The 22,938-nt window shown below is 62.2% G+C and carries 29 protein-coding genes and 1 tRNA gene; 15 read left to right on the plus strand and 15 right to left on the minus strand.

Annotation, left to right across the window (positions count from 1 at the left end):
• From BBJ66_RS09655 to BBJ66_RS09670, 4 genes are read left to right on the plus strand one after another with little or no spacing between them, the layout of a single operon-like run.
• Positions 1 to 315: a DUF2849 domain-containing protein gene (locus BBJ66_RS09655; protein ID WP_049735587.1), complete on the plus strand. Its 315-nt coding sequence runs from the start codon at positions 1 to 3 to the stop codon at positions 313 to 315.
• Positions 316 to 323: 8 nt separating this feature from the next.
• Positions 324 to 1,994, plus strand: coding sequence for a nitrite/sulfite reductase (locus BBJ66_RS09660; RefSeq protein WP_049735586.1), 1,671 nt, complete (start codon positions 324 to 326; stop codon positions 1,992 to 1,994).
• A gap of 10 nt (positions 1,995 to 2,004) precedes the next feature.
• Complete coding sequence (locus BBJ66_RS09665) at positions 2,005 to 2,517, plus strand: DUF934 domain-containing protein (protein WP_049735585.1); 513 nt, start codon at positions 2,005 to 2,007, stop codon at positions 2,515 to 2,517.
• 38 nt (positions 2,518 to 2,555) lie between these two features.
• Positions 2,556 to 3,767 carry a UbiH/UbiF family hydroxylase gene (locus BBJ66_RS09670; RefSeq protein ID WP_071086629.1) on the plus strand — a complete coding sequence of 404 codons (1,212 nt, stop codon included), beginning with the start codon at positions 2,556 to 2,558 and terminating at the stop codon, positions 3,765 to 3,767.
• On the opposite strand, the gene BBJ66_RS09675 is transcribed toward BBJ66_RS09670, so the two are convergent.
• The 3 genes from BBJ66_RS09675 to BBJ66_RS09685 all read right to left on the minus strand — a co-directional run bounded on the left by BBJ66_RS09675 (position 3,735) and on the right by BBJ66_RS09685 (position 6,757).
• Positions 3,735 to 4,697 carry an AEC family transporter gene (locus tag BBJ66_RS09675; protein WP_049735583.1) on the minus strand — a complete coding sequence of 321 codons (963 nt, stop codon included), beginning with the start codon at positions 4,695 to 4,697 and terminating at the stop codon, positions 3,735 to 3,737. The two genes, BBJ66_RS09670 and BBJ66_RS09675, sit on opposite strands and share 33 nt — an antisense overlap.
• 182 nt (positions 4,698 to 4,879) lie before the next feature.
• A complete protein-coding gene (locus BBJ66_RS09680; RefSeq protein ID WP_071086631.1) occupies positions 4,880 to 5,815 on the minus strand; it encodes an MBL fold metallo-hydrolase in 936 nt (311 codons plus the stop codon).
• 192 nt (positions 5,816 to 6,007) lie between these two features.
• Positions 6,008 to 6,757 carry a cytochrome c biogenesis CcdA family protein gene (locus BBJ66_RS09685; protein WP_071086633.1) on the minus strand — a complete coding sequence of 250 codons (750 nt, stop codon included), beginning with the start codon at positions 6,755 to 6,757 and terminating at the stop codon, positions 6,008 to 6,010.
• A gap of 371 nt (positions 6,758 to 7,128) precedes the next feature.
• Between BBJ66_RS09685 and BBJ66_RS09690 the strand changes: the two genes are divergently transcribed.
• Positions 7,129 to 7,204 (plus strand) — tRNA-Lys (locus BBJ66_RS09690).
• A gap of 160 nt (positions 7,205 to 7,364) precedes the next feature.
• On the opposite strand, the gene BBJ66_RS35245 is transcribed toward BBJ66_RS09690, so the two are convergent.
• Positions 7,365 to 7,592, minus strand: coding sequence for a hypothetical protein (locus BBJ66_RS35245; RefSeq protein WP_071086635.1), 228 nt, complete (start codon positions 7,590 to 7,592; stop codon positions 7,365 to 7,367).
• A 186-nt stretch (positions 7,593 to 7,778) separates the two neighbouring features.
• Here BBJ66_RS35245 and BBJ66_RS09700 point away from each other — a divergent pair, with 186 nt between their 5' ends.
• The 3 genes from BBJ66_RS09700 (at position 7,779) to BBJ66_RS09705 (ending at position 10,194) form a co-directional block, all read left to right on the plus strand.
• Positions 7,779 to 7,982, plus strand: a complete 204-nt coding sequence (locus BBJ66_RS09700) for a CsbD family protein (RefSeq protein WP_049735567.1) — start codon at positions 7,779 to 7,781, stop codon at positions 7,980 to 7,982.
• A 225-nt stretch (positions 7,983 to 8,207) separates the two neighbouring features.
• Positions 8,208 to 8,345: a hypothetical protein gene (locus tag BBJ66_RS34925; RefSeq protein WP_190238076.1), complete on the plus strand. Its 138-nt coding sequence runs from the start codon at positions 8,208 to 8,210 to the stop codon at positions 8,343 to 8,345.
• Positions 8,346 to 8,676: 331 nt separating this feature from the next.
• Positions 8,677 to 10,194, plus strand: a complete 1,518-nt coding sequence (locus tag BBJ66_RS09705; RefSeq protein WP_071086637.1) for an FAD-dependent monooxygenase — start codon at positions 8,677 to 8,679, stop codon at positions 10,192 to 10,194.
• Here BBJ66_RS09705 and BBJ66_RS09710 read toward each other — a convergent pair.
• Positions 10,191 to 10,922 carry a hypothetical protein gene (locus BBJ66_RS09710; RefSeq protein ID WP_071086639.1) on the minus strand — a complete coding sequence of 244 codons (732 nt, stop codon included), beginning with the start codon at positions 10,920 to 10,922 and terminating at the stop codon, positions 10,191 to 10,193. The two genes, BBJ66_RS09705 and BBJ66_RS09710, sit on opposite strands and share 4 nt — an antisense overlap.
• Before the next feature lie 531 nt (positions 10,923 to 11,453).
• Positions 11,454 to 11,636, minus strand: coding sequence for a hypothetical protein (locus BBJ66_RS09715; RefSeq protein WP_071086653.1), 183 nt, complete (start codon positions 11,634 to 11,636; stop codon positions 11,454 to 11,456).
• Between the two features lie 308 nt (positions 11,637 to 11,944).
• On the opposite strand from BBJ66_RS09715, the gene BBJ66_RS09720 reads away from it, so the two are divergent.
• On the plus strand, positions 11,945 to 12,238 hold the full coding sequence (locus BBJ66_RS09720) for a DUF982 domain-containing protein (RefSeq protein ID WP_049735564.1): 294 nt from the start codon (positions 11,945 to 11,947) through the stop codon (positions 12,236 to 12,238).
• Complete coding sequence (locus BBJ66_RS35615; protein WP_274534071.1) at positions 12,231 to 12,359, plus strand: hypothetical protein; 129 nt, start codon at positions 12,231 to 12,233, stop codon at positions 12,357 to 12,359. The genes BBJ66_RS09720 and BBJ66_RS35615 overlap by 8 nt, the downstream gene beginning before the upstream one ends.
• 34 nt (positions 12,360 to 12,393) lie before the next feature.
• Here the strand turns inward: BBJ66_RS35615 and BBJ66_RS09725 are convergent, their stop codons facing one another.
• Complete coding sequence (locus tag BBJ66_RS09725) at positions 12,394 to 13,221, minus strand: nickel-binding protein (protein ID WP_071086664.1); 828 nt, start codon at positions 13,219 to 13,221, stop codon at positions 12,394 to 12,396.
• 389 nt (positions 13,222 to 13,610) lie between these two features.
• On the opposite strand from BBJ66_RS09725, the gene BBJ66_RS09730 reads away from it, so the two are divergent.
• From BBJ66_RS09730 to BBJ66_RS09735, 3 genes are all read left to right on the plus strand, one after another.
• Positions 13,611 to 13,868, plus strand: a complete 258-nt coding sequence (locus tag BBJ66_RS09730) for a DUF982 domain-containing protein (protein WP_049735562.1) — start codon at positions 13,611 to 13,613, stop codon at positions 13,866 to 13,868.
• A 95-nt stretch (positions 13,869 to 13,963) separates the two neighbouring features.
• Positions 13,964 to 14,134 carry a hypothetical protein gene (locus tag BBJ66_RS34055; RefSeq protein WP_010069037.1) on the plus strand — a complete coding sequence of 57 codons (171 nt, stop codon included), beginning with the start codon at positions 13,964 to 13,966 and terminating at the stop codon, positions 14,132 to 14,134.
• The gene (locus tag BBJ66_RS09735) at positions 14,134 to 14,415 is read left to right on the plus strand and encodes a hypothetical protein (protein WP_071086676.1); all 282 of its coding nucleotides are present in this window, start codon (positions 14,134 to 14,136) and stop codon (positions 14,413 to 14,415) included. Before BBJ66_RS34055 ends, BBJ66_RS09735 begins: the two co-directional genes overlap by 1 nt.
• Positions 14,416 to 14,486: 71 nt before the next feature.
• Here the strand turns inward: BBJ66_RS09735 and BBJ66_RS35250 are convergent, their stop codons facing one another.
• Positions 14,487 to 14,897, minus strand: a complete 411-nt coding sequence (locus BBJ66_RS35250; RefSeq protein ID WP_244511645.1) for an SDR family NAD(P)-dependent oxidoreductase — start codon at positions 14,895 to 14,897, stop codon at positions 14,487 to 14,489.
• 123 nt (positions 14,898 to 15,020) lie between these two features.
• On the opposite strand from BBJ66_RS35250, the gene BBJ66_RS35255 reads away from it, so the two are divergent.
• The gene (locus BBJ66_RS35255; protein WP_244471367.1) at positions 15,021 to 15,275 is read left to right on the plus strand and encodes a hypothetical protein; all 255 of its coding nucleotides are present in this window, start codon (positions 15,021 to 15,023) and stop codon (positions 15,273 to 15,275) included.
• Between the two features lie 105 nt (positions 15,276 to 15,380).
• Here BBJ66_RS35255 and BBJ66_RS09750 read toward each other — a convergent pair whose 3' ends face one another.
• Positions 15,381 to 16,883, minus strand: a complete 1,503-nt coding sequence (locus BBJ66_RS09750) for an FAD-dependent oxidoreductase (protein ID WP_071086681.1) — start codon at positions 16,881 to 16,883, stop codon at positions 15,381 to 15,383.
• 44 nt (positions 16,884 to 16,927) lie between these two features.
• Here BBJ66_RS09750 and BBJ66_RS09755 point away from each other — a divergent pair, with 44 nt between their 5' ends.
• Positions 16,928 to 17,440, plus strand: a complete 513-nt coding sequence (locus tag BBJ66_RS09755; protein WP_049735559.1) for a MarR family winged helix-turn-helix transcriptional regulator — start codon at positions 16,928 to 16,930, stop codon at positions 17,438 to 17,440.
• Between the two features lie 23 nt (positions 17,441 to 17,463).
• Here the strand turns inward: BBJ66_RS09755 and BBJ66_RS09760 are convergent, their stop codons facing one another.
• From BBJ66_RS09760 to BBJ66_RS09785, 6 genes are read right to left on the minus strand one after another with little or no spacing between them, the layout of a single operon-like run.
• A complete protein-coding gene (locus BBJ66_RS09760; RefSeq protein ID WP_071086682.1) occupies positions 17,464 to 17,853 on the minus strand; it encodes a RidA family protein in 390 nt (129 codons plus the stop codon).
• A 38-nt stretch (positions 17,854 to 17,891) separates the two neighbouring features.
• Positions 17,892 to 18,473 (minus strand): NAD(P)H-dependent oxidoreductase, encoded by a 582-nt coding sequence (locus BBJ66_RS09765; RefSeq protein WP_071086684.1) that lies wholly within the window; start codon positions 18,471 to 18,473, stop codon positions 17,892 to 17,894.
• Positions 18,473 to 19,879, minus strand: coding sequence for an FAD-binding oxidoreductase (locus BBJ66_RS09770; RefSeq protein WP_071086685.1), 1,407 nt, complete (start codon positions 19,877 to 19,879; stop codon positions 18,473 to 18,475). Before BBJ66_RS09770 ends, BBJ66_RS09765 begins: the two co-directional genes overlap by 1 nt.
• Position 19,880: 1 nt before the next feature.
• The gene (locus tag BBJ66_RS09775; protein ID WP_071086687.1) at positions 19,881 to 21,194 is read right to left on the minus strand and encodes a cytosine deaminase; all 1,314 of its coding nucleotides are present in this window, start codon (positions 21,192 to 21,194) and stop codon (positions 19,881 to 19,883) included.
• Positions 21,194 to 22,042 (minus strand): ABC transporter permease, encoded by an 849-nt coding sequence (locus BBJ66_RS09780; RefSeq protein ID WP_071086688.1) that lies wholly within the window; start codon positions 22,040 to 22,042, stop codon positions 21,194 to 21,196. Before BBJ66_RS09780 ends, BBJ66_RS09775 begins: the two co-directional genes overlap by 1 nt.
• Positions 22,042 to 22,866 carry an ABC transporter ATP-binding protein gene (locus BBJ66_RS09785; RefSeq protein ID WP_071086690.1) on the minus strand — a complete coding sequence of 275 codons (825 nt, stop codon included), beginning with the start codon at positions 22,864 to 22,866 and terminating at the stop codon, positions 22,042 to 22,044. The genes BBJ66_RS09780 and BBJ66_RS09785 overlap by 1 nt, the downstream gene beginning before the upstream one ends.
• Positions 22,867 to 22,938 lie beyond the last annotated feature (72 nt).

The raw sequence follows: 22,938 nt of genomic DNA on the forward strand, positions 1-22,938 counted from the left end.
ATGGTAGACAAGGTTCTGACGGCCAACCGGCTGACGGACGGCATTGCCGTCTGGCTGGATGCGAACGGGAAATGGTCGACCTCGCTGCAGGAAGCGCTTGTCGCCCGTCACAACGAAGCCGTCGAAGCGCTGGAGGCGATCGGCAAGAAATCCTATGCCGACAACGAGGTGGTTGACGTCGCCGTCGTCGAAGTTCAGGAAACCAACGGCATTCTCTGGCCGCTGCGCCTTCGCGAGCGTATCCGCGCCCAGGGCCCGACCATGGAATACGCACCGGGCTACGCTCCCGCCGATCCCGAATTCATTGCAGTCTGAGGAAGACGATGTACCGTTACGACGAATTTGACCATGCCTTTGTCAGCGAGCGCGTCGAGCAGTTCCGCGACCAGGTCCAGCGCCGCCTTGCCGGCGAGCTCGCCGAGGACGCGTTCAAGCCGCTGCGCCTGATGAACGGCGTCTACCTGCAGCTGCACGCCTATATGCTGCGCATCGCCATTCCCTATGGCACGCTGAGCGCGCGCCAGATGCGCATGCTCGCCCATATCGCCCGCACCTATGACCGCGGCTATGGCCATTTCACCACGCGGCAGAACCTGCAGTTCAACTGGCCGAAGCTGTCGGAAATCCCCGATGCGCTAGCCGATCTTGCAAGCGTCGAGATGCATGCGTTGCAGACCTCGGGCAACTGCATCAGAAACGTGACGGCCGATCACTTTGCGGGTGCAGCCGCCGACGAGATCGCCGATCCCAGGCCCTACGCCGAAATCCTGCGCCAGTGGTCGTCGGTCCATCCGGAATTCTCCTTCCTGCCGCGCAAGTTCAAGATCGCCGTCACCGGCGCCGAGCGCGACCGTGCCGCCATCCAGGTCCATGATATCGGCCTGCATCTGAAGAAGAACGACAAGGGCGAGATCGGCTTTGCCGTCTATGTCGGCGGTGGCCAGGGCCGCACGCCGATGATCGCCAAGCTGATCCGCGACTTCCTGCCCGAGGAAGACCTGCTCTCCTACACCACATCAATCGTGCGCGTGTACAATCTGCATGGCCGCCGCGACAACAAGTACAAGGCCCGCATCAAGATCCTGGTGCACGAAACCGGCGCCGAGGAACTGACGCGCCAGGTCGAGGCCGAATTCGCCTCGCTGAGGGATAGCGAACTGAAGCTGCCGGAACAGGATGTCGAGGCGATCGCCGCCTATTTCGCGCTGCCCGATCTGCCTCAGCGCGCCGAGGGCTGGGAAAACCTTGCCCGCTGGAAGAAGGCCGATCCGGCTTTCGCCCGCTGGGTCCAGCAGAATGTGCAGCCGCACAAGAACCCCGATTACGGCATGGTGACGATCTCGCTGAAGCCGATCGGCGGCATTCCGGGCGACGCCACCGACGCGCAGATGGACGCAATCGCCGATCTCGCCGAGGAATATGCCTTCGACGAAATCCGCGTCAGCCATGAGCAGAACTTGATCCTGCCGCATGTGGCGCTGGCCGATCTCGAAGCCGTCTATCGCGGCCTCGTCGCCATCGATCTGGCCGAAGCCAATGCCGGCCTGATCACCGATATCATTGCCTGTCCGGGGCTCGACTACTGTGCGCTCGCCAATGCGCGCTCCATTCCGCTGGCGCAGGAAATCTCCCGCCGCTTCGGCAGCGCCGAACGCCAGGCCGAGATCGGCGAGCTGAAGATCAAGATCTCCGGCTGCATCAATGCCTGCGGCCACCACCATGTCGGCCATATCGGCCTGCTCGGTGTGGAGAAGAAGGGTGCCGAACTCTACCAGATCACCCTCGGCGGTTCCGGCGACGAACATACCTCGATCGGCGAGATCATCGGCCGCGGCTTCGAGCCGGACCGGGTGACGGACGCGATCGAGACGATCGTCGACACCTATCTCGGCCTGCGCCTCGATCCGTCGGAGATTTTCCTTGCTGCCTATCGCCGCGTCGGGCCGCAGCCTTTCAAGGCTGCGCTCTACGGCTCGGCTGCGGAAGCGGCATAAGGAGGGGATGATGACGAAGATTTGGAGAGAAACCGGTTTTGTCGAAAACGATCCCTGGCTGATCGAGACCGACGAGGTGAAGGCTTCAGGGGAGCAGAAGCCGCTGCTCGGTCTCGACGAGTTGATCGCCAAGGCCGACGAAAGCAATGATGTCGGCCTCGGCGTGCTGATCAAGCCGGCCGACGACGTGCGGCGGCTGGAGCCCTATCTCTCTCGCCTCGACATCGTGGCCGTCGCCTTTCCGGCCTTCAACGACGGCCGCGCCTTCAGCCACGCCTCGCTGCTGCGCCAGCGGTTGGGATACACCAACGAGCTGCGCGCCGTCGGCGACGTGCTGATCGACCAGGTGCCGCTGATGCTGCGCGTCGGCATCGACAGCTTCTCGGTCAGCAACGCCACGGCGCTGAAGCGGCTTTCCGAAAACCGTCTTCCCGCCATTCCCCATCATTATCAGCCGGCGGTGCGTGACGCCGAAGCCGGCAAGGGCTATAGTTGGCGCCGTCAGGCGAAGCCGGCCGCATAAGCGACTGGTCCGCCATTTTATGATAGCGGAACGGTAGCATGAAGACATTCGAAGTGGCGGTGATCGGTGGCGGTCTCGCCGGCATGATTGCGGCAATCGCGCTCGCTCGCGGCGGCCGCAGCGTGGCGCTGGTGGCACCCCTTGCTGCAAAGGAGGACCGGCGCACCACGGCGCTGATGGATCAGTCGATCCGCTTCCTCGATCGCCTGGCGCTCTGGGATAAGCTGCGCCCTGCGACGGCACCGCTTGCCAGCATGCGCATCATCGACGGCACCGACCGGCTGCTGCGCGCGCCGACGACCACGTTTCGCGCCGCCGAAGTGGGCCTCGATGCCTTCGGCTATAATTTCCCCAACAAGATGCTGATCGACATCCTCGAAGCGGCCACGGCCGGAGAGGGCAATATCACCCGCTTCACCGATATGGCCGAATCGATCGAGATCTCGGCCGAGAAAGTGTCGATCGCGCTTGCCGGCGGCGAGACGCTTTTCGCCGATTTTGCCGTCGGCGCCGACGGCCGCGGCTCGAAGCTGCGCGAAACATCAGGGATCGGCGTGCGCAACTGGTCTTATCCGCAATCGGCCATGGTGCTGAATTTCGCCCATTCCCTGCCGCATCAGAATATCTCGAGCGAATTCCACACCAAACACGGCCCTTTCACCCAGGTGCCGCTGCCGGGGAACCGCTCCAGCCTCGTCTGGGTGCAGGATCCCACGGAAGCTGCAAGCCGCATGGAGTTGCCGCTTGCCGAACTCGGCCGTCTCGTCGAGGTGCAGATGCACTCCATGCTCGGCAAGGTCGCTGTGGAAGACGGCGTCCAGCTCTGGCCGCTGTCGGGCATGATGGCGCATCGTTTCGGCAAGGGGCGCATCGCGCTGATCGGTGAGGCTGCCCATGTCTTCCCGCCGATCGGGGCGCAGGGGCTGAACCTCAGCCTGCGCGACATCATGGCGCTGACCGACATCCTCTGCGACCGGGCCGAATTGCCGATTCCGGCCGATGCCGGCGAAAGCTTCGACCGCAAGCGCCGCGCCGACATCATGACGCGTACGGCAAGCGTCGATCTTCTCAACCGCTCGCTGCTTTCGGATTTCCTGCCGGTGCAGATGCTGCGCGCCGCCGGTCTGCATATCCTCTCGGCCATTCCGCCGCTGCGCAGCATCGTCATGCGTGAAGGCATCGAGCCTGGCCGGGGCTTCCGTGATATTCCGGATGCGCTACGGGAAAAGCTGAAGCGGAAGAAGGCCTGAGCGGATCGCGATCAGCCAGAGTGAGACGCTGACCACCGAAAGCACCGTCGTGATCAGGATCGTCGCCGAGGCGCGCTCCTGCCAGACGCCATATTGCTGGCCGATGACGAAGACATTGGTCGCCGTCGGCAGCGTGGCGAGCAGCACGGCCGCCTGGATCCACACCGGCTCGAAACCACCCACCACAGTCAGCGCGATGAAAACCACGATCGGATGCAGGATCAGCTTCGCCGGCACTATGTAGCCGATCTCGGCCGGGACCCGTTTCAGCGGCCGGAGCGCCAGCGTCACCCCCATGGCAAAGAGGGCGCAGGGCGCCGCCGCCTGGGCGAGGTAATCGACGAGGCGCTGAAACGCCAGCGGCTGGTCGATGTGGAGGGCGGCCACAGCAAAGCCTGCCGCCGTCGACAGGATGAAGGGATGCAGCGCCACCTTCCGGGCAATATCGGCGGCAAGCCGGCCCGCGGAACGCTTGTCGTCGCCGGCCGCCGCCATCAGCGCCGGCGCGACGATGAAATGCAGTGCGTTCTCGAAACAGATGATCAGCGCCACCGGCACTGCCGCCTTTTCGCCGAGCGCCAGAAGCGCCAGGCCCGGCCCCATATAGCCGATATTGCCATAGGCGCCGGCAAAGGACTGGATGGTGCAATCGGCAAGCGAATTGCCGCGCACGAGGCGGCCGATAGCAAACAGCAGGATGAACACCGCATAGGTCGCGGCAATATCGGTGACGATGAAATCGATGCGCGTCAGCTCTTCGATCGGCGTGCGCGAGACGAGCTTGAAGAACAGAGCGGGCAGGGCGGCATAGATGATGAAGGTATTCAGCCATCCGAGCGCGTCAGCCGGCTGCTTCGTCGCCTTGGCGGCGGCATAGCCGATGAGGATCAGGCCGAAGAACGGCAGGAGCAGGCTGACGATATCGGCCAAGAGGTTTTCCAGTGCGCGGGGATCGGCGGGTCAGGATCTGACTTACGCAATTCCAGCGAAACTGTGTAGCTGTTTAGCCTCGGGAGTTGTGCAAAAAATCGATAGAGCGTTTTCGTCATTCGAGGGAAAGACGGAAACGCTCTACGGGCGGGACGCCCCTTGGTGCAGGCCTAACCAAGCCGTCAGTAATCCCAGAAGACTGGCACCCAGCGGAAGGCATCGCCGTCAACCGCCACATGGCAGACGGAGGGGAAGGGCAGGTGAGTGGCGACCAGCAGCTCGCCGGTCGCGGCCAGTTCCCGCAGGAGGCCGACCCGGACGCGAGCCGCCTCCTCGGGGTCGTGCTCGAAGCCGTTATGCCAGTCGGGTTGGTCGAAGCCGACCGCGAACACCGCGTCGCCGGCAAATGTCAGCCGGTCGCCGCCGGAGGCCAGGCGGATCACGCTGTGTCCGGGGGTGTGGCCGCCGGTGCGGCGGGCGACTACCCCTGGCGCCACTTCGCACTCGTCGTCGAACAGCCGCAGGTGGCTGCGGTACTCGTTCACGAACCGCTTGGCGGTGGCCCGAAGCGCATCCGGGAAGCCCGGCGGCATGCGGGTCCGGGAGAAATCGGGCGCTTCCCAGAACTTCACCTCGGCGGCCGCCAGGTGGATTCTTAGGTCGGGGCGCAGCCGCTCCTTCACCCCGTCGACGAGAAGCCCGCCGATGTGGTCCATGTGCAGGTGGGTCAGCACCACGTCGGTCACGGATGCAAGATCGACGCCGGCGGAGTCCAGTCGGCCGATCAATTGCCCGGCCCGCGGCAGGTGCAAATCCGGATCCAGGCCAAGCCCGGCATCGAGAAGTATGGTCTGCCCGCCGCTACGCGCCACCACCACGTTCAGCGGCCAATCCAGCGAGTCCGGCGGCAGGAACATGTGGTTCAGCCAGGCTTGCCGGACCGCGGGCTCGGCGTTGTGCGCCAACATCGTGGTCGGGAGCGGCAGCACGCCGTCGCTGATGATCATCACCTCGATCTCGCCGATCTGCACTGCATAGCGCGAGGGAACCAGTTCGCCGGGCCCTGGTCCACCGGGATGAGAGGCGTCTTCCAGGCTCATATTTGTCGCGAGGCTCATGTTTGTCTCCTTCTGACCGCCGCTTGAACACGGCACCGACGACGCTACATCGAGGCGTGTTTTCGATCGATTGGGTCGAAGGTCAGGGCGAATGGGTCGAGGGACAGGGCGAGCTATACCACGGCATAGGTCCCGTCATGCAAGTTGCCGGGGCGTCGGACAACCGGCGCGGATCGACCGACCGGCCGCGCTTTAGCCGATCTGCATCAGGATCGGGAAGGTCTGCTGAAACCAGATCGCCACATCGCTGACCCATCCGAACAGGAAGGCGAGGCCGGTCAGCACGAGGAAGACACCCATCACCTTCTCCACCGTGCCGAGATGGCGGCGGAAGCGCGACAGGAAGCGCATGAAGGCGCCGGAAAAACCGGCGGCGATCCAGAAGGGGATGGCAAGGCCGAGCGAATAGACGGCGAGCAGCCCGGCGCCGGAGCCGACCGTCTCGCGCGAGGCGGCGACGCCGAGAATCGCGCCGAGCACCGGCCCGATGCAGGGTGTCCAGCCGAAGGCGAAGGCAAGGCCCATGACATAGGCCCCCGTCAGCGTCGCCGGCTTGCCGCCGCCCTGGAAACGCGCCTCGCGGGCAAGGATCCCTAACCGGAAGAGGCCGAGGAAATTCAATCCCATGACGATGATGATCAGCCCGCCGAGCTTCGACAACAGGTCGAGATGCTGGCGAAGCGCCATGCCGATGCTGGAAGCGCCGGCGCCGAGCGCCACGAAGACGGTGGCAAAGCCGAGCGTGAAGAGCAGGGCGGAGAACAGCACGCCGCGCCTGATATCGGGCGCGACCGCAACCGCACCGCCGCCGCGGAACTGCTCGACTGAAATGCCGGCCATGTAACAGAGATAGGGCGGGACGAGGGGAAGCACGCAAGGCGAAAGAAAGGAAAGCGCCCCTGCTATCAACGCGCTCCATAGCGAAATATCGGCAATCGACACACATTATCTCCGGCTGCAATCTGCGCCCTGTTCCTAGCTTTGCGAGGCCGGGATTGCCAATCACCTTTTTGCGTTTGGATAGCGGCCTGCCCGGATCGTGCGATCAGAAGCGACAGGCCGCTGTAGGTCGCAGAAAATCGCCAAGGATTGGCTGACAAGCTCGCCGCCGATTTCTCGTCATGTGCGTCGCGCGCGCAAGGTATGTGCCTTACGCTCGCAAAGCATATGCCTTTGCGCTCGCAAGGCATGTGGCTTGCGTCCGCAAGAAATGTGCCGACTGCCGGAAAAAGCTGAATTTTTCGGTTGACCGCAATGGGTCGCCTGCCTATGTTCCGCCCACTTCCAGCCGGGGTGCTTCACCCGCGGAGCGGGAGAGCGTAGCTCAGCCGGTAGAGCAACTGACTTTTAATCAGTAGGTCTCGGGTTCGAACCCCGACGCTCTCACCATAAAATCAATAACTTACCGGAAATTTGTGAGATTTGTGACCGCAAAAAAGTCACACGCGTCACACGGCCGTTTTAGTTGGTCGACCGCTTCTGCGTCGCCTCGATCCGCTGCAGAATCTCTTTCACCACGCGCAGGTCGCCGGTCGAGCGCGGCTCGTTGTCATGAATATCCGCCAAAAGCCAAGAGAAGTGCGCCAACCGCAATCACAGCCATGGCTGGCCAATTTTGCGATACGCCGAGGAACCTCAGGCCTTGGTGCCGCGGTTCGAGGGTGCTGCCGCCTTGCGGCATCTGGTGCGGGTCACTCGGCCTTCGGCTGAGCGTCGACCGAAAGAGAAAAACGAGCCCTCCAATTATGAGGGTCGCACCGATCAGGATTGCCCACATCGTCGCCTCCGCTAGGGACCAGGGTGTAGGCTAAACCAGATCCGGATCTGATTGTTCCCGCCTCACCACCGCTACGCGATTGTTCATGAAATCGACCCGCACCATCGGGTCTCGCGTCGCCCAATATCATCGGAACACTTACCCTTCATCCCCGTTCCTCTATTCCAACGATAGGAGGAAATACCCATGGATTGGAATCGCGTTGAAGGTAACTGGAAGCAGATGAAGGGCAAGGTGAAGGAGCAGTGGGGCAAGCTCACTGACGATGACCTTGACGTCATCGATGGCAAGCGCGATCAGCTCGAAGGCAAGATCCAGGAGCGCTACGGCTACGAAAAAGACCGTGCGAAGAGAGACATCGACGACTGGTATGGCCGCCAGCCCTGGTAATCCCAGCCCTGGTAGTCAGAGAGACATCGCCTGTTCAAGCCGCCGGCATTTGGTCGGCGGCTTATGTGTGCTGGTCGCGGCTTCGATGAAGTGCAACCCGGCATGTGGGAAAAGCGATCATGGACAGACTTCCATACTCGGGACCGGAAGCGCTCGCAGTGAATTTGCGCACTGAGCAATCTTGGAGATCCTCATGGACAGGACACCGAAACGGCAATCCGTGGGATGATGTTGTACGTACTCGCTCTTCTCGTCCTGGGCGTTCTGGCGGGGGCCGTTTACACCATCTATGGCCATCCCGCCGATCCGTCCGAGCAGCCGGCGGCCGAGACGATTCCGCAAAAGGCGCCGCCGCCGCAGTGAGGCTGTAGCAAATATTCGAATGATCGCTTTCGAGCACGAAGGGTGATTCCGGGAAGCGCTTGCCGCATCCGCGCCCACCCGGTCAGGTCGTGTTGAAAAGCCTGGATTCTCCGGCAGGAAAGCAGCAAGCGGCAATCAATATGGCTTCGAAAAGCAAAGGGGAAATTCCTGTCGCAACTCCTTCCAACAAGTAGAGATCTCTATTTATAGGGAGAACAACCTGCGACAGGCAAAATCGTCACCCGGCAGGCCGGGTCAATTTGGCGCTCCGCAGTGGTTGGGCGTTTCTTGGAGTTCTGAGATATCGGCCTCGGGACTGAGGAGTTTTCAGATGAGAGAACATGCCGTCGTGATTGCCGGAGGAGGGCCGACGGGGCTGATGCTGGCGGGCGAATTGGCTCTGGCAGGTGTCGATGTCGCGCTCGTCGAGCGCCGGCCGAACCAGGAAGTCGTCGGTTCGCGCGCCGGTGGGCTGAGCGCGCGCACGCTCGAGGTTCTCGATCAGCGGGGCGTGGTCGACCGGTTTCTCGCGGCAGGGCAGATCGCCCAGGTCACCGGGTTTGCCGTCACGCGGCTCGATATCAGCGATTTTCCGACACGGCACAATTACGGGCTGGCGCTGCGGCAGAAGCATATCGAGCGCATTCTGGCCGGATGGGTCGGCGAACTGCCGGTGACGATTTATCGTGGCCGCGAGCTGACCGGATTTGCGCAGGACGATACCGGCGTCACCATCGAACTCTCCGATGGTTTCCAGCTCAGGGCAGGCTACCTCGTCGGCTGCGATGGCGGCCGCAGTCTGGTTCGCAAGATCGCGGGCATTGAATTTCCGGGATGGGATGCGACGACCAGCAATATTCTGGCCGAGGCCGAGATGGAGGAGGAGCCGCCGCTCGGCGTCCATCGCACGGCGCTCGGCATGCATGCCTTCGGCCGCGAGGAATATGAAATCCGCGACGGCAAGGTCGTCTTTGCCAGTGAAGGTCCGATCAACGTCATGGTGACGGAAAAGACTGCCGGCGCTACTACAAGCGAACCGACGCTCGGCGACCTCAGGCAAACCCTGATCGAGTCATGCGGAACGGATTTTGGAATCCACAGCTTAAGGTGGATTTCCAGGTTCACCGACATGTCGCGGCAGGCGGCGGCTTACCGCAACGGCCGCATCTTCCTGGCCGGCGATGCCGCGCATGTGCATTCTCCGGTGGGCGGGCAGGGCCTCAATACCGGCGTGCAGGATGCCGTCAATCTCGGCTGGAAGCTGGCGCAGGTGGTGAAAGGAATATCGCCGGAAAGCTTGCTCGACACCTATCACGCCGAGCGGCATCCGGTGGCCGCCCGCGTGTTGCGCACGACGATGGCGCAGGTCGCCTTGCAACGGACCGATGACCGCACCGAAGCCTTGCGGGAGATCGTCCTGGAACTCCTCGCGATCGACGAGCCCCGCAAAAAGATCGCCGCCGAAATGTCCGGACTGGCCATCCATTACGAATTCGGCGAGGGGCATCCGCTGCTCGGCCGCCGCATGCCCGACCTCGACCTCACCACGCCCGATGGCCCGCTCCGCGTCTATGTGCTGCTCCAAAATGCGCGGCCAGTGCTGTTGAATCTCGGCGCACCCGGCAGCCTCGACATCACGCCATGGTCAGCCCGCGTCCAGTTGGTTGACGCCAGCTATGACGGTGCGTGGGAGCTGCCGGTGCTGGGCGCAGTCTCCGCCCCAATCGCAGTGCTGATCCGGCCCGACGGCTATGTGGCGTGGGTGGGCGAGGGCAAGCCGGATGGTCTCCACAAGGCGATGACGACCTGGTTCGGACCACCGGCCAATGCCGAAAAGACTCCGGCCTAAGCGGCCAGCGGCATCGAACCGCAATCCGATATCGCCTCGGCCCCCGGCATGGGTTTGCCGCGGCGCTCCCATGTCCGGCGGCTGATGCCGAGAGCGTCCCAGGGGCGGGCCTGGCTGAAGGAATTGGCGAGATAGTCGGCTCTGGGAAGCGCGCCGGCGGCGCGGCGTTGCTCCTCTTTCCGGCTTCGGTCGCGCTTGCGCCGCTTTTCCTTTTGTAGCCTTGCTCTTTTCGCCTTCGGCACATCGAAGGCGCCGATCGTGCGGATATCGAGGGCGCACCGTTCGGCGTAGCTCACATGCAGCGCATGGCCGAGCGCGTCGGCCGACAAGGCGGAAAAACGCACCTTCGTCCGCTCGTAGATGATCTCCTCCACGTCGGCTTTCCCAGCCCAGGGAAGCCATCGCGCCGCCCAGCCGAGAACCACGTCGACGAAGTCTTGTCCGAATTCGACAAGGGCGAGGCTGGCGATCACCTCGACATAGATCAATGCGTCGTCCGCCTCGGGTACGATGTCGCCATGGCGATGCCGGATCAATTTTTCGATCTCGCGCATCCGGCCGCGGAAATGGTTCCAGTGGCCGCCTCGCGCACGACGCAGCGCCGCCTTGTACCCCAGCAGGCAGTCGCCGACTTTAACAACTGAAACATCCCGGGCAGAACCGGAGTGATCGGCTTCTGCAGCCCGCTTCCTGGATTCAGTCGCTTTATGCACGCCAAGACGTTCCATCGAATTCCCTCGCGACCGGCCCCGGGGTAGGCCGAAACGCTTGACTGTAAAGGAAGTCGAGGGGGGTGATGTAGCCTATCCGAGCGTCATTCGGTGGATTATTGACGAAACGGCAATGGAGCGCGGTTCGACGCTCAGCGGACAACACGCGCAAACAGCGTTCGGCCCGCCAAAGCCGACAGAGACAAGTCGCTCCGAAGATCGGCGTCAGAGGGTCTCATCTCCATCCGATCGGCGTGGAGAGAGGGCCCATCGCCACAATTTACATCAATCAGCGAAAGCCAAAGAAGCTCAAAATCGCGAGCACGATGACGACAGCGCCGACAAGCCAGATCAAATTGTTCATTGGGAACCGTTCTCCTGTTTGAATTGAGCCAACCGTGACCCGTTGACTTAACTGCGGGGCGAGCTTGCGGTTCCCTAACCACTCCTATTGCTGTAACGCGCTTCCTCTCGCGACGCAGTCATACCGCGGCTGCTCCCTGGGGCAATCGCAGCGATGCTCCGCACCCATGTCGGCCGCCCGCGCCTTCAATAACTGCACGAGCGCGCGTTGCCGGGCCTGAAGCCACCCGCGCAGGCCGGGTTGATCGATGTATCCCGCTGGTACTGAAAATCTTCGCGATCGGGCTTGCCAGGCGTGGTGCAGGATGAGGTGATCGCGGACGCGCCGAGCAGCGCCCCGGCAGCGATAAATGTGAGAAATCGGTTCATCTAGGCTCTCCCCTGCGGAGTTGATCTTGGTCACAATCTACCACGCCGTCACGAGCCTACACCAAAACTTCCGGCGCGCTTGATCACGCTTGGCTGAACACGTGTGCGAGGGATCAGTTAACCTTGGGCGTGTGCGTTTGAACCTTGATCGCTGATCAATTCACTCAAGATAATCTCATCGAGCTATTCTGCCGTTATGGAAGTAGTTGCGGATGCTTTTGGGTAGGGGTGGCCGATTTTGTCTTGAATGAATCAAGGTTTTTCAGTAATATTATGCCATAAAAAAGTAATATAAATGGGAGGATACTATGACGGAAACTCGGTTCGATCCGGTTTTGCTTCATCGTCAACATTTCATCGCTGAGATCACCTGTCTCGATGAAATCTTCGATTTTCTGGATGAATGGCCGGAGGACAAACGAGGTCTGGCATATGACACGCTGTTGAAGGCGTGCAGAGACACCGCCAGCGGGCGTTTCCCGCTGAGCGCTGCGCGCGAGAATTTCCGGCGTTTTCTGAAGATGTCGGGCGTGCTTGCCAAGGTCGAGGGCGCCCCCAAATTCGAGCAGCTGATGGGCGATCGAAATATCGGCAATGCCTGATTGGCAGAATGAACAAAAACGCGCCGGCACATCACGTGCGGCGCGTTTTGGTTTTGATGGCGGCTGCCTGCCGGACGTCTATTTCTTTGCCAAAAAAGCGGGACGACAGACATCTGCATGAGGCGGAGGTGACCCCGGGGAATCTTGGCGGAACCTCAAGCAAGCCCGCCATTCGCCCAGTCGCACCGGAAGACCATCATCGGCTTCGAAAAGCCCTTGAGCCGTCGGCGCGAGGCGTGACCGAAGAGATCGGCGGCGCCATATTCCCGAAAGATATTCTCCGAGACGAGGATCTGGTCGCTGGACGCGGCCGCACAGAGCCGTGCGGCGAGCTGGACGGTCGAGCCGAACAGGTCGTTGCTGTCCTCGACCGGCTCGCCGCAATCCAGCCCGATGCGGATATGGATCGGCTCGGTGTTGCCGCCGTTGTAAAGCTGGAATTCCTTCTGGATCGCTATAGCGCATTCGACGGCGGCCGTTGTCGAGGAAAAGGCCGCCATGATGCCGTCGCCGGTGTGCTTCACTTCGCGGCCGGAATTTTGGCCGAGGCATCGGCGCACGATCGCATCATGGGCCCTTACCATTTCAGCCCCGATGCGATCGCCGAGCCGCGCCGTCATCTCGGTCGAGCCGACGATATCGGTAAAGAGAATTGCCCGGTGGCCGGGATCCACATCAGCCGAGGATTGGCCAGGCACCGGCTCGGGGTCATGAATTCGGCCGAGAAAAGCCTCGACCGCTGACAAAGCCACCTCGACCACCTCGCCGGCGACGAAGCCATGCGCCTCGCGATGCACACATTGGGCGGTTTCCACGTCGGGAGCATCGATGAGGCAGAAGGCCGTCCCGCGCCGCTGGTCGAACCAATAGGTGAGGAACTTGACGCCGTAGCGATCCTGAATGTCGAGATCCATGCGATGCGCCCGGGCAACGTCGGCCGCCGACGTTCCCTCAAGAAAGTGCCGGTCCATGAAGATAGGCATCGCGCATCCTTCCAGAACCGCCGCGTGCAAGGAATGACACTGTACGGTCTGGATGCTTCCGCGTCCACCTTCGGCACAATCAATGAATGAATATTCAGGCTGTTGCTTCCAGAAAATTCGATGCGTTGATGTAAATTCTATAGAATACTAGGAAAAGTCCGGATTTTAATGAGTAGGACAGGAGGGCGAAGCCTGATATTTACCATAATCTGTCGTTTGGTAACTGAGCGCGGGTTTCTCGGGGCCGATCGGGACGCTTTAAGCGTTGCATGTGCTCAAAGCGCCTGGCTGGAGGGGCGAAGGAGCCTGTCGGTTCCCGGCCCCGCCAACGGCACGCAAATTGCATCGTTAACTCGTAAGCTCACGGAAATTGGAAAAGCTGTAGTAAAGTGAGACAGACGGCAAATTTTAGACCGGTCGGCTTGGCCTCAGTGGGGCTCGGCCATTATGCCGTTATTAACTCTGTGTGGGACGCCGCGCGCACGCTGCTGCGCGATTGGCCGGTCGATGACGGCGAAGACTATTTCGAAGCCGTGAAGTCATGCCTGGATGCGATCATCGGCGATCTGCCGCCGGAAGAGGTGCGCGCATCCTTTATCAGAGCTGCGCAGGAAGCCGGCATCGCCGTCATCGAAGCTGCCGACTGAACATCCATCTGATCCACCGTCCACACCAGCCCCCCGACTTGACTTTTTCAGGAGGAGGTTTAATTTAGAACAAAACAGGAACATTGGAGATGGTCATGACACATACGGAACAAGTGATCGCCAACGCCCTAGCCCTTGTCGAAGCGTCGCGTGCGGCGCGTGAGCGCGATCAGCTGCGACGCGCCGCCTGGCAGAGAAAGGTCGAACTCAGCCGACCGCTGCCACCTTTGCCGCGTCCGGTTCAATTGCCATTGGCACTGAACTGATGCAGCCGGCAAAGATCCTGGAACCCGATCCCATGTGGCCCGATCCGGCCTTGCCCGATGCTGCCTTGCCTGATGCTGCGTCGCCCGATGCTGCTTGGCCCGATCCTGCCTGGGAAGTCGAAGCCGTGCTGGCCTGGCATGACGACAATGCCAAGGCGGCGATCCGCTCGCTGCTCGACGATTGTAAGCATCTCCGCCAGCAGCTGGCGCTGGCGGAGGGGGCGATGAGCCGCGGGATGACCCGAGGCTGGACGCCGCGATACAAACGCGACGCCCTCTGACACAACAGAGCCTCGCGCAGCGCCGCGCGTCTTTTGCGGACGCGCCTCGCAAAGAGCGCGCCGAAGCGCCGTCAGATCTGCGCCCAGCCACCGTCGACGCACAATGCCGAGCCTGTGATGTAGGCCGAGTCATCGGAGGCGAGGAAAAGGACTGATTTGGCGATCTCATCGACCGTGCCGCTGCGGTGCATGGGGATTTGGCCGTGCACCTGCACCTTCGTCTGTTCGATCATCTCCTCGTTCACGCCGGCTTTGCGCGCCTGATCCGTATCGATGTAGCCGGGAGCCATGGCATTCACGCGAATCCCTTTCTCGCTCAGTTCCACGGTAAGCGAGCATGCCAGCGAGCGAATGGCCGCTTTCCCCGCTGAGTAGACGCTGACATAGGGGCGGCCTTGTCTGCTCAGCGGTGTTGGCGATCGAGAAATCGAATTCTTCCTCCGACATGTATTCGAGCAGGTTTGGCTTCGCTCCGCCGGCATTCGCAAAGATGATGTCGACGCGACCGTGCTTTTTCTCGATATGGTCGCGAAGCGCGTCGATATCAGCGATTCTGGAGATATCGCTCGCGCGCCGAGGTCTCTCCGGCCCTCTATCGCATCGCCATGGAACTGGACGCCCGCGCGTTGATCGAGGCCGCGACCCGGCGAAGCGCAAGCGCCATCGAGGCGATGCTATCCACAGAGGATGGCCGTTTCGCCGATCCGGGCCTGCTGGCGCAAACGCTGACGGCAGCGCTTTACGGAACGGTTCCGCCCTTCTGCCACCGCGTTCTGTCCGCCGCCGATGCTCACGAGGCCGAAAAGCAGCTGACGATTATGTTTCGCTCTTATCTGGTCGCGCAGCCGAGGCAGGATTGAGAGATCGCGCGCCGCGCGCGTCGACCTCAGCAAGCCGCGCAGAAGGGCGATGGCCAGGCGTTTTGAAGGGCAGCCTTTATGGAGGCTTTTCCCCCGGCCCGGCGCTCAGACATTATGTTCGAAACCGACATGTGCCAGATAGTCTTCCAGCGCCCAGGCCTCAGCCGAGGCGACGATGGCGCCGACATAACCATCCGGGCGCACCAGCATCCAATCGCCTGGGGCCAAGCCATAGGCCTCGCGGAAATGCCCGCCTTTATCGATGACGTCGCCGCCTTGGCAAATCCTGTGGATGTGCAGCCCCGGGCGCGGCGGCAGGGTGACTTGCCCGACCTCATAGCCGAGCAGCGTCCAGTGAGCGCCCTTGAACAGGTCGAACAGACGCCTCGGCTGGCCGGCTGCACCGGTCAGCGGCGCATCGGGCGCACGGTCGCCGGCCAGCAGGCCGCTGCGCCGCTCCGGCTTTTCCAGCGCGAGGGAAGACTCGGGATAGCCGATATCGAGCTGATGGACCTCGCGGCCGCGCCTGAAATCGCCGCGCTTCAGAGCATCGAGAAGACCGGTGGCAAGACCAAGCATTGCCGCTGCGATCGGGCGGCGCTCTTCCTCATAGCTGTCGAGCAACGCATCCGGCGCGCCGCCGGCGACGGCCGCCAGCTTCCATCCGAGATTATAGGCGTCCTGCACGCTGGTATTGAGACCCTGGCCGCCGGTCGGCGGATGCGTGTGAGCGGCATCGCCGACCAGGAAGACGCGGCCGAGCCGGTAGCGATCGGCAAGCCGGGCGTTCATGTGGAAGGCCGATGCCCAGGAAACCGATCGGACGTGAATATCGTCGCGGCCGGTGCGCTCCGCCACCAGCTCGGTCAGACCCGCCGCGGAAAGATCGAACTCGCCTTCGAGCGGGATCGGTCCCTGGATCTGGAACAGTTCCGTTCCTGCGAGAGGGCAAAGCCCGATCTGCCGCCGCATGTCGCCTTCGCCGAAACGATGCCAGGCGTCGCGATCCAGACCCGTCAGCATGACATCGGCGACGATGGCGCGCACGCCGAGCGTCTTGCCGGGAAAGCCGATATCAAGCGCGTGGCGCACGAAGCTGCGGCCGCCATCGGCGCCGACGAGCCAGCGCACGCGGACGGTTTCTTCACCGGACGGGCCCTGCAGCCGCGCCGTCACGCCCGTATCGTCCTGCTCGAAGCCGATGAGTTCACATCCGAAATCCGGGCGGTGCCCGAGTTCGAGCAGACGCTCGCGCATCACGCCCTCGGTCAGGAACTGCGGCACCATCAGCGGAAAATGGTAGGGTTCGGCGGGCGTCGGCTCCGCGCGCAGGACGGCGTCGGATTCACTGACGCTTCCATCGTCGCGATATTCCCGCTGCCGGGGATAGGCGCCGCCGAGCGCGACGATCCGGTCGAGGATGCCGAGATCCTCGAAGACCTCCTGCGTTCTTGGTTGGATGCCCTTGCCGCGCGAGCCGCGGAACGGGTCGTTCAATTTCTCGATCAGGCGAAAGCTGACGCCGCGCCGCGCCAGCTCGATCGCCAGCGTCAAGCCGGCAGCACCAGCTCCTGATATCAGCACGTCGACTGCAGAATTCTGTGTCATTGTCATCTCCATATGTGTATTATGCACATAATTGGAGAATCGATATGGCGTCAAGAAAAAATGTGCAAAATACACATATGTCGGAGAAGCTGCGCGAGTTGCATGGGGCGTTGATCGAGATCGTCAGCGTCATGAACCGTCCGCAGCGCGACGAGCAGATGGTGCGCGAGGCGGGGATTTCGCTCGATCGCGCGCTGTTTCCGCTGCTGGTCACGGTGGAACGCCTCGGCCCGATCGGCGTGGTCGAGCTCGCCGACCGTGCCGGGCGCGACTACACCACCGTCAGCCGTCAGGTCGCCAAGCTCGAAAGCCTCGATCTGGTGGAGCGGCGCGGAAGTGCCGCCGATCGCCGCGTGCGCGAGGCGGTCATCAGCCCGAAAGGCAAGGCGATGACCGACCGCATCGACCTGGCGCGCGAAAGGGTCGGCCGCGCCATCTTCGAGCGCTGGGACGAGCACGACTTCAATGAGCTGGTGCGGCTGATGCGGAAGTTTGCGGAGGATATCGGCGATGATGCCGGCGGCGAAGTGGGAGAATCCCGGGGAGAGGGCGGCTGACGAGGGCGCGTCCCTGGCTCTCTTCAGCAAAACAGTTTGGCGGCGGTGACTTCCACTTCCACGAGGAATTCGGGGCGGGTGAAGCCGCTGACGATGATCAGCGTCGAGGCCGGCTTCGGATCGAGTGTATAGAGATCCCGCATGGCCATATAGGCGGGGAAATCCTCGCGCTTCGTCACAAAGCCTGAGATGCGGATGACGTCGGCAAAACTCATTTCCGCCTCGGCGAGAATTGCCTTGATGGCCTCGAAGCAAAGTTCTGCCTGCGCGCCGATATCCCCCGGCACTTTCTCGTCGAGACCGATGCCGAGCTGGCCGGAGGTCACGAGCAGCGAGGCGCCCGCCGGCACCAGCAGCCCATGATTGTAATTTCCGAATGGACGGCGGACAGACGGGGGATTGAAAATCTTCATAGGCCTTTCCTAGGGTGCAGCGAGGAAGATGCGGGCTCTCAAAACCGCTCCATCGCCGTCTTCACCTTCTCCAAAAACCTGGCCCGGCTTTCCGGCGTGCAATTGTTCATGTCGTAATGGGCAAGAAAGGTGACCGGCCGCAGCGGATTGATCTGCGCCCTCAGCACACGCTTGACGATTTTCTTCGGCGGGTTGCCGGCCGCGAAGGCGCGAAACGGCGTCGCGCCATATGTCAGCACGGCCGCGAGTTTCCTGATGTGGCGCAGCCGCGATTCCACCTTGCCGTCGACCAGTTCGAAGGAGACGCCGGGAAGCCAGACGCGGTCAAAATAGCCCTTCAGGATCGCCGGGAAGCCGAAATTCCAGATCGGCGTCACCAGCACTAGCGCTTCGGCCTGCTTCAGCCGATCGACATGAGATTTCACCAGCTCGGTATTGCCGGGATAATCGTGATAGGCGAGTCGGTCGTCTCGGGAGAGCACCGGATCGAAATTCTCGGCATAGAGATCGCACGCATCCACCTCGTGACCGGCCTCTTCCAGGCTTTCCAGCGTCTGTTTGTAGAGCGCCTTGCCGTAGCTTTCCTCGACCGGATGCGAGTGAAGAACGAGAACTCTCATCAGGCCTCCATGACGCTCGCGAGCCCCGGGAAGAGATAATTCTTGCCGGCATTGAAATCGAAATCGGGATTTTCCCAGGCGATCATCTTGCCGGGGTTCAACAGCCCCCTCGGGTCCGTTTCCTGTTTGAAGGCGAGCTGTACCTTGTCGGTGCGCTTCATGCCGCCTTCCTCTAGCGTGTAACGATGCGGATTGAAGATCGGGCAGCCGTGATCCTGGTGGATCTTGATGATCTCCTCGAGGCGCTCCTCCGTGCTATAGCGCACCAGCGGCAGGCCGGAGCATTGGATCTGCCCGTCGAACCTGATGAATTCGAGATGTCCAGGCACTTCGTCGCCGAAGATCTCGACCATCTTGGCGACCTTGGCGACGTGATCCGGGCCTGGATACTGAACCTGCAGATAGGTGAAGCCGGGATCGACCTTCAGCGCACGCAGCGTCGTGTGGTTCCAGGCAAGCTCGTAGGCATGCGGAATACCCTTCATGCTTTCGACCGTGTCGGAGCGGAAGATGATCTCGCCCTTGTGGGCGGCTGAAAAGGCGAGGAAGGCATCCATCGAATGCGGCGCGATCATCAGCACCACCACCGACTGGCCCTTGCGGATATAGGGTTTGTGGCGGGTGAAATAGTCGTGCGGGATCGGCGCCGCGATCGGGGCGATTTCCTTGACGAGGATGCCGTTGCATTTGGCCAGCGCATCGGAGAAGCGCACCGATGCCATGAAGTCGTCATGGCCGACAAGCACGTCGACCCAATCATAGGCAGGGGCGAGCGGCATTTCGATTTCGGTGATGATGCCGTTGGTGCCGTAGGCATGGCTCACCTTCTGCAGATCCCAGCCGGTCAGGTCGAGCACGCGCGGCTCGTTCTCCATGGTGACGACGCGCAGACGCAGAATATTGCCGAGCTCGCGCAGTCCGCCCCAGGTGATCGAACCGACGCCGCCGGAGCCGCCGGCGACGAAGCCGCCGACCGTTGCCGTCTGCGCCGTCGACGGGTGGAAACGCAGTTCCTGGCCGGAATGCGCCTTGGTCTGCTTGTCGAGCTGGGCAATGACGATGCCCGGTTCACAGACCACCCGGCCGGGATGGATCTCCTTGATCCTGTTCATGGCGGCAAGGTTCAGCACAATCCCGCCGGAAAGCGGCATCGCCTGGCCGTAATTGCCGGTACCGGCGCCGCGCGGAGTCACCGGCACGCCATGCGCGAAGGCGACCTTCAGCGTCCGGATGACCTCGTCCTCGTTTTTCGGCGTGACGACGAGATCGGCGGTCACATTGTCGAGCTGCGCCTTCAGGATCGGCGAATACCAGTAAAAATCGCGGCTCTTCTGGCGCACCAGCGCCGGATTGTCCTCGATGGCGATGCCCTCGAGTTCTTTTTTGATCGTTTGATAATCCGGCATGTCAGGCTCCAACGATGTTATCGAGTTCACGGTAATCCGGCAGGCTGCGGTCGATTACCTTGCCGCGGCGAAGCACGACGCGGTCGGACTGTGGACGGGAGAGAAATTCACTCCAGCGGCGGGCGCTGAAGAGCACGAGATCGGCCAGGGCGCCGGCGGCAATGCGCCCCTTGTCGGGCCGGCCGAGAATATCGGCAGGCGAGGTGGTGACGACGCGGGCCGCCGTGTCCAGCGGGTGATCGAGATGCAGTATGCGGACCGCTTCACGCAACACCTCGACCGGGTCGAGATCGCCATAGGCATAGAAGGGATCGCGCGTATTGTCGGAGGCCACCGCCGTCGCAACGCCGGCCGCTGCCAGTTCCTTGAACAGGGTGACGCCGCGCCAGCGCGGGGTCCGGCCGGGATATCGGTCCTGCAGATAGAGGTTGCACATCGGCAGCGAGACAATGGAGAGGCCGGCCTTTGCGACGATGTCGACCGTGCGTTTTGCCGTCTCCTCGTCCTGCCTGGCGAGCGAGCAGCAATGGCCCGCCGTCACCTTGCCGTCGAACCGGTTGCGCAGCACGGCTTGCGCGATCGCCTTCAGCGTCTCGGCGGCGGGATCGTCGCTTTCGTCGACATGAAGATCGACGTCGAGGCCGTTGTCGGCGGCAGCCCTGAAAAGTAGATCGAGCTGGCTGTCGAGATTGGGATTCATCCGGGTGACGCCGCCGATCAGCCCGCCTTTTTCGCGCACGACGGCGACCAGCTCGGCGAAATAGGCCGCGTCCACCATATTTTCCAGCGGGAAGAGCGCCACCGCCTGCAGCGCGATCCTGTCTTTCCAGGCCTCGCGCATCTCGGCGAAAACCTCGAAGGAAATCCGGTGCTGCGGCGCCAGCGAATCGAGATGCGTGCGGATCAGGCTGGTGCCGTGCGCATAGGCCGAACGCAGTGAGAATTCCATGCGTTTGCTGACATCCGCCGTCGACCAGTACGCCTCCCGGTCCGCCCGCACTGCGTCCAGGGCGCCGATGAAGGTGCCGTCGGGATTGGCGTTGCGCGGCCAGATATGCCCCTTGTCGAGATGAGTGTGCATGTCGGTGAAGCAGGGCCAGACCATGCCGTCCTTCAGATCGGACCGCGGCAATTCCACTGGTGCTGCACCCGCCGGCAGCAGCGCGGAGATAACGCCATCGGCGATGACGATATCCGCCTTGACCAGCCCCTCGATCGCCGGCGCGTCAAATCCCTCGACGGCGACGGCAGGCAGCGTCGCATTGCTTAGCACGAAGCGGCCGGCATTGGGCGGCGAAATGAAGGAATATGTCATCAGTTTTCCCGTTTCAGGCTGCTCTCATGCCAACGGTGCAGGGCGAGCCAGGAAATGAACGAGGTGACGGCGAAGATCGCCACGCCAAGCAGGGAGAGCATCAGCAGCGCGGCAAAGAGGCGCGGAATGTTGAGCCGGTACTGTGCTTCGAGCAGCCGGAAGGCAAGGCCGGAGCCGGCGCCCGCCGAGCCGGCCGCAAATTCTGCGACGACGGCGGCAATCAGCGCCAGGCCGCCGCCGATCCTGAGGCCCGTCATGAAATAGGGCTGGGCGGCAGGCAGCTTGAGGAAGAGCAGCGTCTGCCAGCGCGAGGCGCCGTAAAGCTCGAAGAGATTGATGAGATTGTGGTCGACGCTCTTCAGCCCCTGGACCATATTCGAAAGGATCGGGAAGAAGGCGACGAGGAAGGCGCAGATCAGCAGCGCCACCTGGGTCGACGGCGCATAGATCAGGATCAGCGGCGAGATCGCCACCACAGGCGTCACCTGCAGGATGACGGCAAGCGGATAGAAGGCGAGCTCGATCCAACGCGACTGCACCAGGAAGATCGCAAAGCCGACGCCGCCGACAAGGGCCAGCATCAGCGACAGCAAGGTGATCTTGGTGGTGACCCAAAGCGCTGGGGCAAGCGTATCCCAGTCCGTCACGAAAGCGTTTGCGACTGCTGATGGACCCGGCAGGATATAGGGCGGCACGCCTGAGAGCTTCACATAGGCATACCAGATCAGGACCAGAAGGCCGATAACGAGGAAGGGGATGGCGATGCGCAGCGCGAGATCGCGGCGTCTTGCGCCTGTGGCATTTACAGAAAGATGAAGGATCTGCGGCGTATCCGTTTCGTCACGCATCAATGCTCTCCCGCCGCGTTGATTGCCCCGATGAGCGAAAGGGAGACCGTCTCACAAGCCTTCCGGTATTCCTCCGAGGTGCGGTAATGCTCGTCGCGTTCCAGGCTGGTGGTCAGCGGAACATCGGCATGCACACGGCCGGGCCTTGCCTTCATCACCACGATGCGGTTCGAAAGATAGGCGGACTCATAGACCGAATGGGTGACGAAGATGACGGTGATGCCTGTCGTCTTCCAGAGCCGCAGCACGTCGTCGTTCAGCTTCTGGCGGGTGATTTCGTCAAGTGCGGCGAAGGGCTCATCCATCAAAAGCAGCTTCGGTTTGGTCACCAGCGCGCGGGCGATCGAGACGCGCATCTTCATGCCGCCGGAAAGTTCGCGTGGATAGGCTTTGGCGAAATCCTGGAGGCCGACGGTGGTCAGCGCCTGCATGATCTCTCCATGCGCCGCCACCTTCGAAATCCGCCTCAATCTCAGCGGCAGGTGGACATTGTCGAATACGTTCTTCCACGGCATCAACGTCGGCTCCTGGAAGACAAAGCCGATATCGCCCTCCGGCAGGCCCCTGGAGTTGATGCGCGAGCTCGGCCAGTCGATCACCCCCGACGTCACGTCGCCAAGGCCGGCGATGATGCGCAGCGCCGTCGACTTGCCGCAGCCGGAGGGGCCGAGCAGGCTGACGAACTCGCCGCTTTCGACGGTGATCGACATGTCGGAAAGGGCGACGGTGCCGCTGGAAAAGACCTTCGAGACCGATTGCATCACGACCAGCGGCCGCTTGCGCGTCTCGTTCGGAGATAAGGCCTGGGCTTTTGCTAACGGCATTGCCTGTCTCATTCACCAGGGGAGGATGTGGTCCGCCACCTCAGGCGGACCATCGGACGACGTCGGAGGGGC

This window comes from Rhizobium sp. RSm-3, from assembly GCF_001854685.1.
In the GTDB taxonomy this organism is placed as follows: Bacteria; Pseudomonadota; Alphaproteobacteria; order Rhizobiales; family Rhizobiaceae; genus Rhizobium; species Rhizobium ecuadorense.